The sequence below is a fragment of the Tumebacillus lipolyticus genome (genome assembly GCF_042682745.1).
In the GTDB taxonomy this organism is placed as follows: Bacteria; Bacillota; Bacilli; order Tumebacillales; family Tumebacillaceae; genus Tumebacillus_A; species Tumebacillus_A lipolyticus.
Map to the genome: position 1 here is coordinate 1,080,066 of NZ_JBHUIO010000005.1, position 16,573 is coordinate 1,096,638.

At 52.2% G+C, this 16,573-nt stretch carries 15 protein-coding genes; 7 read left to right on the forward strand and 8 right to left on the reverse strand.

Translation table 11 applies throughout. From position 1 onward, the window contains the following. Positions 1 to 92 precede the first annotated feature (92 nt). The gene (locus ACFSOY_RS10315) at positions 93 to 1,331 is read left to right on the forward strand and encodes an MFS transporter (protein ID WP_386046306.1); all 1,239 of its coding nucleotides are present in this window, start codon (positions 93 to 95) and stop codon (positions 1,329 to 1,331) included. Between the two features lie 442 nt (positions 1,332 to 1,773). Further along, positions 1,774 to 3,333, forward strand: a complete 1,560-nt coding sequence (locus ACFSOY_RS10320) for an ABC-F family ATP-binding cassette domain-containing protein (protein WP_386046308.1) — start codon at positions 1,774 to 1,776, stop codon at positions 3,331 to 3,333. 195 nt (positions 3,334 to 3,528) lie between these two features. On the opposite strand, the gene ACFSOY_RS10325 is transcribed toward ACFSOY_RS10320, so the two are convergent. Together ACFSOY_RS10325 and ACFSOY_RS10330 are read right to left on the reverse strand one after the other, a co-directional pair. After that, entirely contained in the window at positions 3,529 to 4,041 is a 513-nt protein-coding gene (locus ACFSOY_RS10325) for a hypothetical protein (protein WP_386046310.1), read from the reverse strand. Positions 4,042 to 4,106: 65 nt separating this feature from the next. Beyond that, the gene (locus ACFSOY_RS10330; RefSeq protein ID WP_386046312.1) at positions 4,107 to 5,714 is read right to left on the reverse strand and encodes a DUF6345 domain-containing protein; all 1,608 of its coding nucleotides are present in this window, start codon (positions 5,712 to 5,714) and stop codon (positions 4,107 to 4,109) included. 973 nt (positions 5,715 to 6,687) lie between these two features. Here ACFSOY_RS10330 and ACFSOY_RS10335 point away from each other — a divergent pair. Then, positions 6,688 to 7,119, forward strand: coding sequence for a GNAT family N-acetyltransferase (locus ACFSOY_RS10335; RefSeq protein WP_386046314.1), 432 nt, complete (start codon positions 6,688 to 6,690; stop codon positions 7,117 to 7,119). A gap of 315 nt (positions 7,120 to 7,434) precedes the next feature. Here the strand turns inward: ACFSOY_RS10335 and ACFSOY_RS10340 are convergent, their stop codons facing one another. Next, entirely contained in the window at positions 7,435 to 7,632 is a 198-nt protein-coding gene (locus ACFSOY_RS10340) for a YwbE family protein (RefSeq protein WP_386046316.1), read from the reverse strand. Positions 7,633 to 7,672: 40 nt separating this feature from the next. After that, entirely contained in the window at positions 7,673 to 9,382 is a 1,710-nt protein-coding gene (locus ACFSOY_RS10345; protein WP_417852005.1) for a DEAD/DEAH box helicase, read from the reverse strand. 125 nt (positions 9,383 to 9,507) lie between these two features. On the opposite strand from ACFSOY_RS10345, the gene ACFSOY_RS10350 reads away from it, so the two are divergent. Then, on the forward strand, positions 9,508 to 10,293 hold the full coding sequence (locus ACFSOY_RS10350) for a hypothetical protein (RefSeq protein WP_386046318.1): 786 nt from the start codon (positions 9,508 to 9,510) through the stop codon (positions 10,291 to 10,293). A gap of 48 nt (positions 10,294 to 10,341) precedes the next feature. Here ACFSOY_RS10350 and ACFSOY_RS10355 read toward each other — a convergent pair whose 3' ends face one another. Continuing rightward, on the reverse strand, positions 10,342 to 10,635 hold the full coding sequence (locus tag ACFSOY_RS10355) for a DUF3817 domain-containing protein (RefSeq protein WP_386046320.1): 294 nt from the start codon (positions 10,633 to 10,635) through the stop codon (positions 10,342 to 10,344). A 56-nt stretch (positions 10,636 to 10,691) separates the two neighbouring features. Further along, entirely contained in the window at positions 10,692 to 11,405 is a 714-nt protein-coding gene (gene rluF / locus ACFSOY_RS10360) for a 23S rRNA pseudouridine(2604) synthase RluF (RefSeq protein ID WP_386046322.1), read from the reverse strand. 196 nt (positions 11,406 to 11,601) lie between these two features. Here rluF and ACFSOY_RS10365 point away from each other — a divergent pair, with 196 nt between their 5' ends. Continuing rightward, positions 11,602 to 11,760, forward strand: coding sequence for a hypothetical protein (locus ACFSOY_RS10365; protein ID WP_386046324.1), 159 nt, complete (start codon positions 11,602 to 11,604; stop codon positions 11,758 to 11,760). A 15-nt stretch (positions 11,761 to 11,775) separates the two neighbouring features. Here ACFSOY_RS10365 and ACFSOY_RS10370 read toward each other — a convergent pair whose 3' ends face one another. Continuing rightward, positions 11,776 to 13,617, reverse strand: a complete 1,842-nt coding sequence (locus tag ACFSOY_RS10370) for a dihydroorotate dehydrogenase (protein ID WP_386046326.1) — start codon at positions 13,615 to 13,617, stop codon at positions 11,776 to 11,778. 288 nt (positions 13,618 to 13,905) lie between these two features. Between ACFSOY_RS10370 and ACFSOY_RS10375 the strand changes: the two genes are divergently transcribed. Continuing rightward, the gene (locus ACFSOY_RS10375; protein WP_386046328.1) at positions 13,906 to 14,259 is read left to right on the forward strand and encodes an SdpI family protein; all 354 of its coding nucleotides are present in this window, start codon (positions 13,906 to 13,908) and stop codon (positions 14,257 to 14,259) included. 38 nt (positions 14,260 to 14,297) lie between these two features. On the opposite strand, the gene ACFSOY_RS10380 is transcribed toward ACFSOY_RS10375, so the two are convergent. Beyond that, complete coding sequence (locus ACFSOY_RS10380; protein WP_386046330.1) at positions 14,298 to 15,728, reverse strand: MDR family MFS transporter; 1,431 nt, start codon at positions 15,726 to 15,728, stop codon at positions 14,298 to 14,300. Between the two features lie 124 nt (positions 15,729 to 15,852). Here ACFSOY_RS10380 and ACFSOY_RS10385 point away from each other — a divergent pair, with 124 nt between their 5' ends. Further along, positions 15,853 to 16,434, forward strand: coding sequence for a PadR family transcriptional regulator (locus tag ACFSOY_RS10385; RefSeq protein WP_386046332.1), 582 nt, complete (start codon positions 15,853 to 15,855; stop codon positions 16,432 to 16,434). The last annotated feature ends 139 nt before the right edge of the window (positions 16,435 to 16,573 follow it).

Below are 16,573 nucleotides of genomic sequence, written 5' to 3' on the forward strand. Positions count from 1 at the left end.
CGCCTATAAAAACCACTCCTGCGGCGGCGGTTGCTAGCCCAAAGCCCCCCAAGGGGGGCTTTCTTTCTATCCTTATTGAGGAGGTTTCTTGAATGAAAGCAAGTTGGAAGCGAGTCATGATCAGCCAAGATTACTTCCTCCTTCTGATCAGCCGGTTTATTTCGCAGTTGGGGGACAAAATGTTTATCCCCGCCATCCTCTGGCTCTCGTTGACCGGAGAGGACGGCTCTTCCCAAAGGTTGGGGATTGTCTCTGTCGCCTTGGTGATCGCTCCTCTCGTCAGCGCTCTCGTCGGCGTCTATGTGGATCGACTTCCGAAAAAAACGGTGATGATCGTCAGCGATTTACTTCGCTTCTTGCTTTGTGTCATGCTGTTTCTCAACCAATGGCAAGGAGGATATTTTTGGTTCCTCGTGGTTGGGGTGGTGCTGATCGAAATCATCGGGCAGTTTTTTGCTCTTTCGTCCGCCTCCATGCTCCCTTCTCTTGTCAAAAAAGAAGAATTGATCAAAGCGAACTCCTTTTTCTCCACCACCGACACCCTCACATCGCTGATCGGATATTCGCTTGGCGGCGTTCTGATCACGTTGCTCGGCAGCAGCATGTTAATCCTGCTGAATGGCGTATCCTTTGCGCTTTCTGGTCTTCTTTTGGTAGGCTTGCCTAAAGCGATCGCCTCGATCGATAAACAAGTGCGAATTGGTTTTTTTCAAGAGTTCGCATCAGGTCTTCGATTCACGTTTCGCAGTCGGCTTCTGCTCAATCTGCTGATGATGGGATTCATCTTAAACACGGTCTCAGCCTCACTAGAAATGCTGGTCACGATCTGGTCGTACGATGTGCTTGATGTAGGCGCGACAGGGTATGGACTGTTGAATACCCTGATCATGGTTGGCGCGCTGGTCGGCGGCTTGTCGATGAATCTCTCCTTCATGAAACAGATCGGAGTCGCCAAACTATACTCGGGAATGACCGTCATCTTCGGCTCGCTTTTTGCCTTGATGGCTCTCTTTGATACCCTTTGGGTGAGCATGTGCGCCTTCCTGATGGTCGGCATCTGCTTTTCTGTCACGAGTGTCAGTTTCTCCACCTTGGTCATGACCCATGTGGGAAAAAGCGACCTCGGTAAAATATTCGGGCTGATCAACACCGTCTCACGAGGCGGCCAACCGATGGGGATCTCGTTGGTCACCGCCCTGTTGCTCTCCTATTCGGTGCATTCCATCCTCTTCAGCATCGGTGCCATCATCGCGCTCGGAGGCGTGTACTTGCTGCTGGTGCTCGTGCCCACCGCCAAGAGCACTGCTGAGATTCGCAGTGGACTCAGCTAGCGATCTGCGATCTCCCTCCCTTCTCTCCACAATCGACGCTGCAGAAAGCGGCCCCTCAGAAGACGTTCCGGCGGCCGCTTTCTCGTCCCATTGGGAGTCGCTCCCTTCGCACCGATGCTTTTGGTCGGTCGTATCGCTGTCGCCGCTCTCCCGATAATCCCCACCAAAAGTCTTCCCGTCCCCTCGTGAACTCCCTGCTTCCTGCCAATCACATGCCTCCTATCCTTTCGCAGATCTCCTGCCTACCACCGCCGAGGACGTACCCCAATCTCGGCTGTGATCTCCACTTCCTCCCTTTTTTGATTCTGCCCGCACGAAGTTCGTTGACTCGCTGCCAAAAAGTGTGCCAACTCTCCAGTGATTTCTCAACAAGAAACAGGTCAGAGATGGTATGATATTTTATTAGATATCCTTTATTAGATGATTTCGGAGGAAAGCGATCATGAGTATTTTAAACGTTGAAAATATCGGTCACGGCTTCGGTGCACGCCACCTGTTCTCCGGCGTTTCCTTTCGCCTGTTAAACGGTGAGCACGTCGGGCTCGTCGGTGCGAACGGTACCGGCAAGACCACGCTGATGAGCATTTTGACCAGCAAGTTGCAAGCAGATCATGGCAAGCTCGAATGGTCGAATCGCGCTACCATCGGCTACCTCGACCAGCATGCGGAGCTCGTTCCTGGCAAGACGATCCGCGAAACGCTGAGCGATGCATTCAAGCCGCTCTTTGATATGGAGGCGGAGATCGGCACCATCGCCGAACAGATGGCAGATGCCGATCCGGACACGCTGGAAAAACTGCTCGAAGACATGGGTGAGATTCAAGACCGCTTGGAGAACAGCGGCTTCTATATGATCGATGCGAAGGTCGAGGAGATCGCCAAAGGGCTTGGCCTGACTGCTGTCGGGCTGGAGCGAGAAGTACAGGATCTCTCTGGCGGTCAGCGCACCAAAGTGCTGCTCGCCAAGCTTCTGCTTGAGAAGCCGAACGTTCTGCTCCTCGACGAGCCGACCAACTATCTGGACGTCGAGCATATCGAATGGCTGACCCACTATCTGCAAGACTATCCGTACGCCTTTATCCTGATCTCCCATGACGTGGAGTTTATGAACGATGTGGTCAACGTGGTGTACCACCTCGAAGGCGGCAAGCTCTCCCGCTATGCGGGCAACTATGAGAAATTTGTCGAAGTCTACCTCGCCAAGCGCGCCCAACAGGAAGATGCGTTCGAGCGTCAGCAGGAAGAGATTAAGCGGATGGAGATGTTTATCGCCAAGAACAAGGCGCGCGCCTCCACCTCCGGTCGCGCCAAGTCCCGCCAGAAGATGCTCGACAAGATCGACCGCCTCGAAAAGCCGGTCACCTATCCGCGCCCCAGCTTCCGCTTTCAGGAGACGCGCCTGTCTTCCAAGCTGGTCTTTGAAGCGAAAGACCTGCAGATCGGCTACAACCACCCGCTGTTGCCGCCGCTCTCCTTTACGCTTCAGCGCGGTGAGAAAGTGGCGATCACCGGCATGAACGGGATGGGGAAATCGACGTTGATGAAGACGATCCTCGGCCTGATCCCTCCGCTGAGCGGCAGCATCGAGCGCGGCGACTATCTGGAGCCGGTCTACTTTGAGCAAGAGGTACAGCCGCGCTCCGGCGTGACGGCGCTGGAGGACGTGTGGGACTCGTTCCCGCACATGCAAAATCAGGATGTGCGCGCCAACCTCGCTCGCTGCGGGCTGGGCAACGAACACATCACGTCCAAGCTGACTGCGCTCTCCGGCGGTGAGCATGCGAAAGTTCGCCTTTGCAAGCTGATGCTCACCGCTTCCAACTGGATTCTGTTTGACGAGCCGACCAACCACTTGGACGTCGCAGCCAAAGAGGAACTTGCACTCACCCTGAAGAACTATCGCGGCACCGTCCTGCTCGTCTGCCATGAACCTGAGTTTTATAAAGATTGGGTCACCACCGTCTGGAATGTTGAAGACTGGGCGAAACAACTGCAAAAATAGAGGGAAGCCTGTTGGCTTCCCTCTATTTGTAATAAAGTGCGCTCATCCAAACCGATGTTATATGCGAAACATCCCCCCATGATTCCCTTTTCAATCATGCATTCTTCATGCTCCAGTAAAATCGTTCGTTTATCCGAGAGGAGAGGATTCAAACCTGCGTCTGGTTATCCCCTAACGATTTTCAAGACTTTGTTTCTATTTCCCATTTTTCACATGTACGCCTTGCTCACTCAGATAACCGTCTATCAATTCTTTTATTTCCTCCAAAGTTGCTCTCGATGTCCTATACATTCTTAGTCCATTTTCATCTCCAACTGTTATTACTTGGCTTTGCTCATAGTCAGCACCTTGTAGTGGTAGTACAACAAGTTCAGGTTGTAACTTTGCTGAACCTGTATCACTTGGACTCACCCTCACTATTGTACCTGGGTTGACTTTAAAAACCATTGTCTGAACCGAATCTGTATATTGAGCAGGAGTTTCTCGTATCCCTTTATAGGTTCCTTTTACATCATCTAGTGCTTCTTCAACTAAGCTGACCAAATCTGGAACAATTGGATTGTCGGAGGGGAGATCATATTTTTCTTTCTCATAATAAATTGTGATCTTTTCAGGATCTGACAATTTATTTGAAAAAGGGTCAATAAAAAAATATATCAAGATAATCCCAATGATAATAAGAGTGAATATGGATGACCTTCGATTCATTCGCCACGCTCCCTTCGAAAGATCTAGCTATACAAACATGTATAACTAGATCTTGTTCAGATTGTTTATTTTTTTGAAGATCCCTCCAATATGCTATCTTCATCAATGACAAAACGATTAGATGCTTTTAACAACGGCTCTTCATCTAGAATTTGACCATTATGAGCGTCGATGTAAATATCCCCCTGATTTGTACTGACCTTCCACGCGGGAGACAATTCTTCCTGATCAACCATAAATGGCTTTGACCAATAGACAAGCTCAACATTTCGGAACTCAATCTCTTTCTCTGCAATACCTTTCATTTTCTTTGGTAAGTTCTTTTTCGCTAGTTCAATTACCCTCTCCTCATTGATAGAATCTTTAATAGAATTCTCCACTTTAGAGTCAACCTGTGTCCAGTTTCTAAAATAAAAACGAATCCCACTATTATCAACAAGAAGGGTGATAGCGTCCCCCATTTCCCCCGAGATTGGAACCCCCTCGAAGTTGTGTTGATATTTTATCTGATAGGCATATACCTGCTCCTGATTTCCTTCTTGTTGGACCATTTTAAATGGGATTACTTCTTTCAGCAAAGCATCACTGGGTAGTCCTCCATGTTCATTTATGAACTCTTCCGCTTTCTTTACCGCGGTTTCTTCTCCGAAGTTCACACTTTCAAGACTATTTCCTCTAGTTTCAAAGAGTATCGCTCCTGAAGGATAAACACTTAAATCTGAAAGGCCGTCGCTATAAACTATTGAACCAAACTCAGATCCACCTAATTCCTTGAATTTACCCTTGAATATTTTATCCAAAAGTTTCGTGTAGTCTAGTTTTTCATGTTTGATTTTCAACTTACCTAACGGTCTGTTTTTTTCTTCTACATCTTTAATCATTGATCCACTCTTTGAAACGTCTAAATAGTAACTGCCTGCCCCGGACCAATGATAGATATCGCTTGTTCCTGAAATATCTGCAGTAGCACCTGTACTTACGAAGTGAAAATAGTCTCTCTCATTTCCTTTGTGACCTGTTATTGCCCAGTTGGGTTCCTGACATAAGACATTTGCATTGATCCAAGCATTAATCATCGTCTCAGGAGTTCTATTAATTCCCATAAATCTAATTTGAAAGGAGTTGATTACCGAATCATCTTTTGTTTCATAAGAAATTCCTTTGTATCCAAAAATGTGATGAACACCATTTGCTAGTGTTCTCCCCCAACCATTTTGAACTAAATCATCACAAGACATAAAGACTGCCCACTCTAAATCATGGTCAACAGTATCATCCCACCCTATCCATTGACTACCGATCGTATTCCAGTCTACATAATTTATTCGCGGGTTTGGGTTTGTTGTTCTATATTGAGCCAAACACAATCGACCTAAGATGCTTCCGTGACCCGTAAACATTAATATATCACTTTTATTTCCATAATTAACAAAATCCGTATCCCAAACGTTACTATCGTAGAATTCCTTGGTTAAAGACCAGTTTGAATTTGAAAGCAAATTATTCCGAAAAACATAGGCATCATCGTTGTCAAGATTCCCCATCGTTGGCGCGTCATATTTTGAAACCCCGAGTACAGTAAATGTACCTCCTGCACTTACGCTATCTGCAGTCATTGTAGCGGCTACTAAAAAAACGACTGAGCCAAAAGTCCATTGTTTTTTTCTGTTCACAATTCACAACTCTCCTTCTCCCATTTTTGCTCATAATAACATATTTATTACAAATGGAAAATGTTTTTTATTTTATACTTTTATAATGCACCGTTCTATGTATATCAACGGCCGGCAAATATTATTTCATAAGAAACCGAGTCCTCTTTTAGATGAACCCCTTACAACACAAAAAAACGACAGGATTTCTCCTATCGGCACGAATAACGGATTCCAAGGATGATGAGTATACAACCTTTTCGAACTATAATTCTCTTGATTAACTACCCTTGCTTCTTTAGTTTTACTTTTGCGTAAAGTGACTCGAATATTGGACAAAAGAAAAACCTCTCATGTTTCGCCATCAGGAAGTTATGACACTTGATTCACCACAACAAACCAGCCTATTCGTCAAATCGAACTAATCATTTCCTCGTTTAATTCGTTGGAAGGGAACTCTCTAAAGGAACCCCATTTCCTTACGCTTGCTTCTGCAACTCGCTCTTATCATATATACCACGGCCTAGCCCGCCTTTGCATTCAAAGATTCGGATCGATTTCACCTTGCGCAAGTCGATCAGGGTGAACCAGCACCGGGTGTTGGTCGGCAAGGGGATCACCTCGAAATACACACCATCATTCGACTCTAGCTATCGACGATTTCGACTCTAGCTATCGACGATAAAGTGTACTTACTCTTCGCTTGCATGAACTTAAAAGCTAGCGAATTGTATAGGTATATATGAAAAAAGATAAGGCATAAAGCCCGCGTTATCTTTTTGCGAATTTGACTGCAGTCCGAAAATAGCGGAAATCCTGCATGCCTCCCTTTTTCATCCGATGTCTCCCCAACTTTTTCATCGCGCACTCCCTTCTTGACTTCCCACTGCGAAATGCGCAACACTGAGATCAATCTCGCTCCACGCTCCAGCTGCGAGAACATTGATCATCCGAGCGAGAAGTTGCAAAAATCTTCAGGAATCGGGGTGTTGTGATGAAATCTTTTCAACCCAAAGCGATCCGCTATGCACATCCGGACGAAACGCTCGATGCGTCCGTGTTTCTCTCCTTGGCCAATGAGGTTTGGCCTGGCGACTATCGGGTCGAATCGGTGGCGCAGGCGTTGGCGAAGACGATCAATTTCACCGCCTGGGATGGGCAGCGATTGATCGGCTGTGCACGGCTCTTGACCGATGGATATTTTTTTGGCACGATCCCCGAAATTTTGGTGCATCCAGCCTATCAAGGTCGCGGCATCGGCAAACGACTGATGGAGTCTGTCTGGGAGCTCTCCCCCACCTCGCTCTTTTTTGGCGCCCAACCTGGAAACGAACCATTCTTTGAAAAGCTGGGTTATACAAAATCGATACAATCCTATCACCAGAAAAAGAAGCGCAGGGGTTCCACCTCGCCAACCGATCTGTAAGTTCCCTGCCCACAATCGAATCCTCTCAGCTTGTGGTTGAAGAGCAAGAATCTGGCGAACGATTCCCTGCCATGCTATTGAACACGATTTATCTGGAGCGACTGCAAGAGATGTAGGCAACCCTTTCCTACCTCCCGTTTACCGCTCCAGCATGAAAAAACGACACTTGCCTCTGCCTTTTGGGCGTGCGAGTGTCGTTTTGTGCATCTGTGCTCGCCTCAAGCTGCGAGCTCCTGCAATCCGTTTCGGTTGATCGACATGCAGTCAGTACATGGAACTAGTTTTGCTCGACCATGCAACGAGTCGATCGCACTTTTACTCGATGATCGTCTTCACTCGCCCCACCTGTCCATCTTGCAATCGGACTTTGATGCCGTGAGGGTGCGTCGGCGAGTTGGTCAGGATGTCTTTTACAATCCCTCGCGTCGTCTTGCCTGTGCGTTGATCCTGTTTCAAAACGATGTCCACCTGAAGGCCTGGATGGATGTCTTTGCGATTTTGTCCGCTCTTCATATCCTCACTCCTTCCTCGATCTAGTTGAGGTCAACTGCGACTATCTCCCACGTCTTCCGTTTCGTCCATCGCTCGACCCCCGACCTGGTCTCGAATCAGGTCTTCCTCCTGCTCTCGATTCAGGTCTTCCTCCTGCTCTCGAATCGGGTCTTCCTCCCGCTCTCGAATCAGGTCTTCCTCCCGCTCTCGAATCAGGTCTTCCTCCTGCTCTCGAATCAGGTCTTCCTCCCGCTCTCGAATCAGGTCTTCCTCCCGCTCTCGAATCAGGTCTTCCTCCCGCTCTCGATTCGGGTCTTCCTCCCACATTTGAATCGGGTCTTCCTCCTGCTCTCGAATCATGTCTTCCCCCGGCTCTCGATTCGGATCTTCCTCCCGCTCTCGAATCGGGTCTTCCTCCCGCTCTCGAATCAGGTCTTCCCCCGGCTCTCGAATCAGGTCTTCCTCCTGCTCTCGATTCGGGTCTTCCTCCCGCTCTCGAATCAGGTCTTCCTCCTGCTCTCGAATCGCTCTTGCGTCCTGATCGCTCATCTGACGCGCCGCGGCGGTCGCGCGGTCGTCCTTCACGATCACTTCGCTCAGGCTGACGAGGTGGCCACGGCTCGTCATGGTGTCGACGAAGACCTTCGCCCATCTGCCGTTCCAACTTCAGACCGATTCCCTTTTCGATCATCGCCAGCTCGTTGCGATCTTTCGGTGCCACGATCGTAAAGGCGACACCCTCTTCACCCGCTCGTCCCGTTCGCCCGATGCGGTGGATGTAGCTGTCCACATCTTGTGGGATGTCGTAGTTGAACACATGGGTGACCCCTTCGACATCAAGGCCGCGCGCCGCTACATCGGTTGCGACCAACAGCTGAATCTTCGCCTCCCGAAAGCGTTTCATCACCTGCTCCCGCTTCGCCTGCGACAGATCGCCATGCAATTCGTCAGACAGGTAGCCGTTCGCTTGCAGCGCTTCGTTGAGCGAGCTCGCCCTCCGCCTCGTCCGGCAGAAGAGGATCGCCAAATAAGGTCGGTGCTGATCGACCAACTTCATCACCGTATCCTTTTTCGACCGATCGGTCGTCTCCACCGCGACCTGTTTGATTCCCTCCAGAGTGATGCGCTTGCCTTCCACCTGCAGATCGACAGGCAGTCGCAGATAGCGATTGGCGAGCTTGCGCACCTGATCGGGCATCGTCGCCGAAAACAGAAGCGTCTGGCGATCCAACGGCAGCTCGTCCAAAATCATTTCTACCTCTGGCAAAAAGCCCATATGTAGCATCTGATCCGCCTCATCGAGCACCAGCGTCGAAACGCCGTACAGATCGATCGTCCCGCGGCGCAGATGATCTAACAGCCGTCCCGGCGTGGCGACTACCACATGAACCGCACGTCTCAGCTTCTTGAGCTGTGCTTCCACATCCTGTCCACCATACACGGCCAAGGCGTTCACACCGTCGAGAAACGTCATCGCCTTCTTCACTTCTGCTGTGATCTGCAACGCCAGCTCCCGCGTTGGCGTCACGATCAGCGCTTGCACCTCATCCCGCGCCGGATTCACCTTTTCTAAGATCGGCAAGACGAACGACAGCGTCTTCCCTGTGCCTGTCTGCGCTTGCGCCACCACATCATTTCCTGCCAACACCTCTGGAATCGCTCGCTCCTGAATTGGGGTCGGTTCCATGATGCCTTCCGCCTTCAGCGCTCGATCCAGCTCCTGCCGAATGCCCAGGCTTAAAAAATCTGCCAAGCTGATCACCTCTTTCATCAATTCCGGTTCTTGTTCCTCAAAAGCGTGGTTCTATATCAAAAAAATACACTGCTCATTTTAAAGGGATCTGTCTTTTTTAACCCACCATCTGTATAATATTGCCATCAGGAGGTATTTTGATCATGCCGAACAAGAAAATGATTTCGCTTGCCATCCTGCTCTGCACAACTGGTATCCTGTCAGCCTGTTCATCAGACGAAACAATGGATGCGCAAGCTCCCAGCGAAACGATTGAAGACGCTACCTCGCCTCTCGCCCAACCGTTCGATTTGGGCACAATTTCAACCAAACGCGCCACGCAGGATCAGAAGAAGACACCGCTCTCTTCCGTTTTCAGTCAGGTCGAGTGGATCTCTAAGACAAATCAAACGGTCTCGCCCACAGAGCACGATGTGCTGTGGAAAGCAACGATCGGAAAAGATAGCATCGTCGCGCTCAAAGTGCCGAACACCGCGGAAGATCGCTACAACTTCTTCTTTCTCTCCAATGACGCCGGAGAGTGGAACCTGCACGCGACCACCGACGCTCCCTTGCCGTTGCATAGCGATACGCGTATCAAGGTCGGAATTGAACTCCCGCTTGAACGATTCATCACCCTGCAAACGACATTCGGAATGGACAATCGAAAAGTTTGGACGTTCGCCCACGGAGAAAAGGCTCTCGCGATCGGTTCCTATCCGCACCAACCGTTCTCTCCCGCCTCCAACGCGAAACAAGTGCTGATCGGCGATCGGCAAGCTTGGCAGATCACCGAAGCGGACGGCGCCTCCCTGCTGTACTATCTGGATCAGGGTCAACTGGTCTGGCTGGCGGGCAATTTTAGCGAATCGGAGCTACGAACTGTCGCAGCCGCCCTCGCGAGCGGTCCGGCATCCTTTCCTGCACTCCTCGCCCCGCGACCGCTCTAACGCAACAAAAAAGCGTCGAAAGTACACCCTGCCTTCGACGCTTCTCCTCTACTCCCCTTTGCGACGCAACCGCGCATCCAGCACGAACGTACCAAAAGGAACGGACGACGCGATCAGCGCTCCCACGATCCACTTTAGCGACCACTTGTGCACGACCGCCGCTTGTACGACCGCGAGGATGTACAGTATGAACAGCACACCGTGAATCGCGCCGACAACGGTCACCGGCCCCGGGATGTCCATCCAATATTTCATCGGCATCGCGATGAGCAACAGCACCAAAAACGATACCCCTTCCACCCAACCAATCGCTCGCAACCGCCCGATCGGAGTTTTCAACATCTTCCTCACCCTCTCCCCACGTTCTATCACGCCGCACAGGAGCGGCCCGCTCGCCTCTATTCCAGCATCTCGAACAGCTGTGCGAGCTCCTTATAGGTCAGATTGCGCCAGTGCCCGAGCTTCAGCCCTTCGAGCCGAATGTTCATGATCCGAATCCGCTTGAGCGTCCGCACCCGATAGCCGAACGATTCGCACATCCGCCGAATCTGCCTGTTCAACCCTTGGGTCAGGATGATCCGAAACGTGTTGTCGTTGACGCGGAACACTTGGCTGGGCTTTGTCGTCGTGTTCAAAATTCGCACTCCGCTGGCCATCCCCTTCAAAAAGTCGTGGGTGATCGGCTTGTTGACCGTGACGACATACTCTTTCTCATGGTTGTTTTCGGCACGCAAAATCCGATTGACAATATCCCCATCGTTGGTCAGCAGGATCAACCCTTCCGAGTCTTTATCCAGCCGTCCGATCGGGAAGATCCGATCCTGATGGTTCACAAAATCGACGATGTTCCCTTTCACGCGGATGTCTGTCGTCGATGTGATGCCGACCGGCTTGTTCAGGATGATGTAGACCGTCTTTCTTCGCTTCTTGCGACCGCCATCGCCCCCTGCGCGGATCGACTCTCCGTTTACTCGAACATCGTCGCCATGCTCGACCGTGCTGCCCATCTGGGCGACCTCTCCGTTGATCGTCACACGCCGTTCCTCGATCAGCTTGTCCGCTTCCCGGCGCGAACAAAGTCCGGTGCCGCTTATATATTTATTAATCCTCATCTGATACCCTCTCAGCTCCATTTTTCAAATATCGTTTCTTTAGCGCCCATCCATTATACCATTTCCCCCGACTGGGAAGTCATCCCCGTCACAGCCGATTTGATCGGGCTGCTCCGCTCACTTTTATTTTGCAAAAAGCAGGAAATCCTAATCCTCAGCCAGAAACTGAAAGGCAGAATGGAGGTACCGACAACGCATGAATGATCAGATCGAGAAGATGAGACAGCTCGTCAACGCCAAAAAGGCGCAGAACGCCAGTCAGAAATCGAAGCTCCGCCCGGAGAAAAGCATCAGCGACTCCAACCGCAAAGTGGCCAAACAGCACAAAAAGGGCGGGCTCTTCGACGGCAAATAATACAACAAAACCACCTCATCGAGGTGGTTTTCGCTTGCACAGATACGCATGGGAAAAATATAGCCCGAGCAGGTACAGCGCGAGGGCGATATAGGCGGGCAGCAAGTGATAGAAATCGATGTATCCGATCTTCAAGTGCACGCCGATCCCTGCCGCAAGCCCGGCAAAACCGCCGAGCAGATAGCTCCACCACAGCCAGCGCTCCCCTTCTCGGTAGCCCCAAAGGCTGATCAGCAAGAGCAGTAACCCCTCACAGATCAACGCCCCGCCAAATCCGGCGCGGTCGTGTGCGATCAGCGGGATCAGCCGCTGATTGAAGCGATCGATCTCCTCGGGCGCCACGCCGATATAACACAGATCCTCTTGGACAAACACATCGCCCATGCCGATCAGCGAGATCACCACCCCCGCGGTGAGCAACGCTCCTCCCAACAGGACGAACATCAGCTGCCCGATCTGGCTGCGCTGCCACGCCTTCGAGTTCTGCCGATTGGTCGAACCGTGCGGTAGCGACACCTCTTTCGTCCGCCAGAGCCCCCAGATGTAAAACGGTAAGATCAGCGCATTGTAGAGCAGATGCCAGGCGTCCACATATCCGACGAAGAAGGAATAGAGAAAGTTGAGAAACCCATACCCGGCTGCGAGAGCAAACAGGACGATCGCCCATCGCTCCCCTCTGCGCACTTTGTGCCAAGCGAGCTGAGCGAACAGCAGACCGGCTGAGATCATGATCCCTGCCAGCGTGATCCGGTCGTGGGACATGAATCGGAACAGCTCTGGACTCCACTGGGAGACCGCCTCGCGGGACAGCCCTAGAAACTCTTCATCATGCGCTAACATCACATCGGTCAACCCGACCACAAGCGCGAGGATGCCTGCGACCAGCACCCCCAGCCCCATCAAAAACCAGCTGAACCAGCCAGGCGTTCCCGACCTGTCGCTCCCTGCCGCACGCCTCGGCACCTCTCGCTTTCGCAGCTCATCGAGCACCGCCTCGTTGATGCGTTTGGGCAGACCTGGCCCCGAATAGACAAACCCGCTGCTCAGCAAGACCAGATCGGCTCCCGCATCCAGCAGATCGATCGCATCCTGTGGTTCGTAGATGCCGCCCGACACGACGATCGGCACTGTCACTCCGGAAGACTTCAGCGCGCGCAACCGTGCAAGCGCTCTGCCCTTCCCCTCGCGATCATCGCGGAATCCGCCCTCGACAGGCATGCGATCATCAAGATAGATGCCGTCAAACGTCACCTCAGCCTCTGCAGGGAGCTCCCCGTCCAGAGCGTACAGCACAGGCGTCTGTGCAAACTTTTCCTTGACCGACCGATACTCGCTGACCGTTCCTTCAAATATATAGAGATCCGCGTCATCGCGCGTTCGCTCCATCAGCTGGACGGCCCGGCTTCCCGCCACATGCACCGCCAATGGAACGACCGCCTTCTTTTGCCGCTTCAAGCGCTCGACCACCTGCTCAACATCGATGCCTTGTGCGCCACCGCGATAGAGGATCGCTTCCTCCTCGCGAGCGAGGACAACTTCTGCCGCCCCCGCCTCTGCGGTCGAAGCGATCGGCCCGACCTCGATCCAACCAAAACCAAACTTGCTCAAGGCGGACGTCGCCAACAGCTCTGGGTCGACACGCCCCGACAGCCCGACCGGAGACGGAAAGGTGATGCCGAAGACGGTTCGTGCAAGCTCCGGATACGGCTTCATATGACCCATCAGCTCCAAGAGCAGATGGCCGCCCGGCAGTCGATCGAGCGTGCTGATCGCGGTGAGCGTCAACCTGCGCGCGGTGGCTGCGGGAAGTTGAAACAGTAGCGGCTTAAACAGTGGATGATACGACCAATCTGGCATGACAGTTCCTCCTTCTCAACGAAGCGGTTGAGAAACGATTTGCCAAAACATCGAGCGCCTCTTCGCCCCGCTCGTCGATCTGAGCCGGATGGATCGCGCCTTTTCTTTCTTAAACCCCACCAGCCCTTGCACAGCACTCCCGGGCAAGGTGCCGATGCTTCAAAAAGAAATGCTGTTTCCCTTGCATTCTCACAGAGACGAGAAACGCTCTTCTGGTATAGTAATAGAAAACATATCCAGTTGCAGGCGGCTGCTACGCCATACTTCCAACAGACGGGGAGGATAAAAATGGTATTTGTCAGCATTGGATACGCTGCGCTCGTCGCGCTCATCTTCATCCTATCGGGACTGATCATGAAATATAAGCCACCGAAAGAGATCAATGCCCTCTATGGCTATCGTACCTCTCGTTCGATGAAAAATATAGACCTGTGGAGAGCAGGCAACAAATACAGTGCGGAGCTGATGATCAAATACAGCATCGTCGCCTTCCTGATCGGCGTTCTGATCAGCTTTCTGTTCGAAGAGTTGATCGCGATCCTGATCATCTCCGGACTGATGCTGGTGAAGATCGTGATCATGATGATCCGTGTGGAGGGCAGGTTGAAAGAGCTGGACGAGGAGCTGCAGCAGAGAAGATGACGGGCATTCGCTACAAAACGAAAAAACAAGCCTGTCCGCTACGCTTCGGACAGGCTTGTTTTCCGTTTGCGAATCATCAAGCAGATCGGCAGGCCGATCAAGGCGATCAGTGCTGCCAACAGGAAGACATCGTTCATCGCTTGCAGCAGCGACAGGTGAGGAATCGTCTTGCTGTCCACCTGCTGCTCGATCAACTGCTCCCGATACACCGCGGTTCGAGACGAGATGATCGTCGTGAACAGCGCGATCGAAAAGGCGCCCATCACGTTTCGCACCCAGTTGGAGATCGACGATGCATAGCCAGACTGCTCGCGGGGAATCTCTTCCATCCCCGCATTGCTCGATGGCATGTGCGACAGGGAGATCCCCACATTGCGCACGATCATCCAGAGCATCACGTAGCTTGCGGTGGTTGCCAAGGTCAGCCCTGACATCATCCACGTGCCAAAGGAGACGAGCAACACGCCTGCGATCATCAGCGGCATCGGGCCCGTCTTCGGGTAGAGGCGTCCGACGAACGGCATCAAGAGCGCCATCACCAGCGAAGCGGGCAACAGCACCAAGCCTGTCACCAGCGGCGTCTCTCCCAAGATGGTCTGCAAAAAGAGCGGCGTCAGATAAGCGCCCGAATACAAGCTCATCGTGACGATGCTCGTGACGATCAGCGAAAGCGAAAAGCGCTTGTTCAGAAACACGCGCACATTTAGCAGCGGTGCTCGCGACCTCACTTCCCACCAGAAGAACGAGGCGAGAACCAGCAGGCCGAACGCGATCAACCCGATCGTTTTGAAGGAGGCAAAACCCCACTCATGCCCGTTGCTCAGCGCGATCAACAAGGACAGGCTGCCCACGATACAGGTGATCAGCCCGAACAGATCAAACCCCTTGGGCACGTTGAGGCGAAAATAGGGGATCAGGCGCACGGTCAGCACGATGGCAACCAGCCCGACCGGCACGTTCATCAGGAACAGCCAATGCCAGCTGAGATGCTCGATCATCACTCCGGCCAGCGTCGGCCCGATCGCCGGGCCGAGCATGGTGGAAAGCGACCAGAGCGAAAGAGCGGACGCTTGCCGGTTGCGCGGGACGATCTGAAAGATCATCGTCATCGTCGTCGGCATGACCAGACCGCTGAACACGCCTTGCATCGTGCGAAAGGCGACCAGCGATGTGGTGTTCCACGACAGCGCGCAGAGCAGCGAAAAGAGCGTAAAGCCACAGAGGCAGACCAAGTACAGTCGCTTGTAGCTATACCGCTCCCCCAGATAGCCGGTCAGCGGTGCGATCGTCCCCGTCGCGAGCAAAAAACCGGTCAGCGTCCACTGAATAGAACTCAAGTCAGAATGGAAATGCTCCATGAGGACAGGAACGGCGACATTGATCGTCGAAGTGCTGAGAGCGGTCAAAAAGGCGCCCACGAAGATGGCGATCATGATCGGCCAAAATTTTGCAGATTGGTTCCCTTCCACGGTGAACACTCCCTCGATTGCGAAATGTCGACCATATGTCAAACGTTACATATAATCAAATGCATGACACCCATCTTACGCTTGCCAGTTCTATATGTCAACAGTTACATATAGGGAGGAAAATATGAACTCATTAGCCTACGCTTTGCTCAGCGTGCTGACCCGGGAATCGATGTCAGGCTACGACCTGATGTTGCGCATCCAACCGTTTTGGCAGGCGAAGCACAGCCAGATCTATCCCCTGCTCTCCAAGATGGAGCAAGCAGGTTATGTTGAACACATCCTTGTCGAGCAATCGGACAAGCCTGACAAAAAAGTGTATTCCAGCACAGAAGCGGGACTGAGCGCCTTGCGCGATTGGCTGTCCCAGCCTTCCGCCGACCTGGTCACCCGCGATGAGATGCTGATCAAAGTATATGCCAGTTGGCTGGGCGATCGCGCCGAACTGCGGCGCCACCTCGAAGACCGAATTGTCGCCTGCCAGAAGCGTCTCCGGCACCTGGAAGGGCTGCGCGACAAGTACAGCTCCGACTTTCAGGCGGATGCAGGCGCAATGGATCTACTTTCCCCTGCGTTTAGCAGCTATATCCTCATCAGGCGCTCGCTGCAGATCGTCAACTCCGACTTGGAGTGGTGCCACTGGGTGCTCGAACTGCTCATGCAGCAGGAGCTTGCCTCTGGCACCGATATGACAAGTACCACCTGATCCACCTCTGTCCCAGCTTCGATCGAAAAGTACGTGCGTTCTGGTGCAGGTGGCTCGAACAGATCGCGCAGAAGCGGCGTACCTAGAAAAACCCCAACAACACGTTGTTGGGGTCTAGGTACTGTCTATTCGAGTCGGA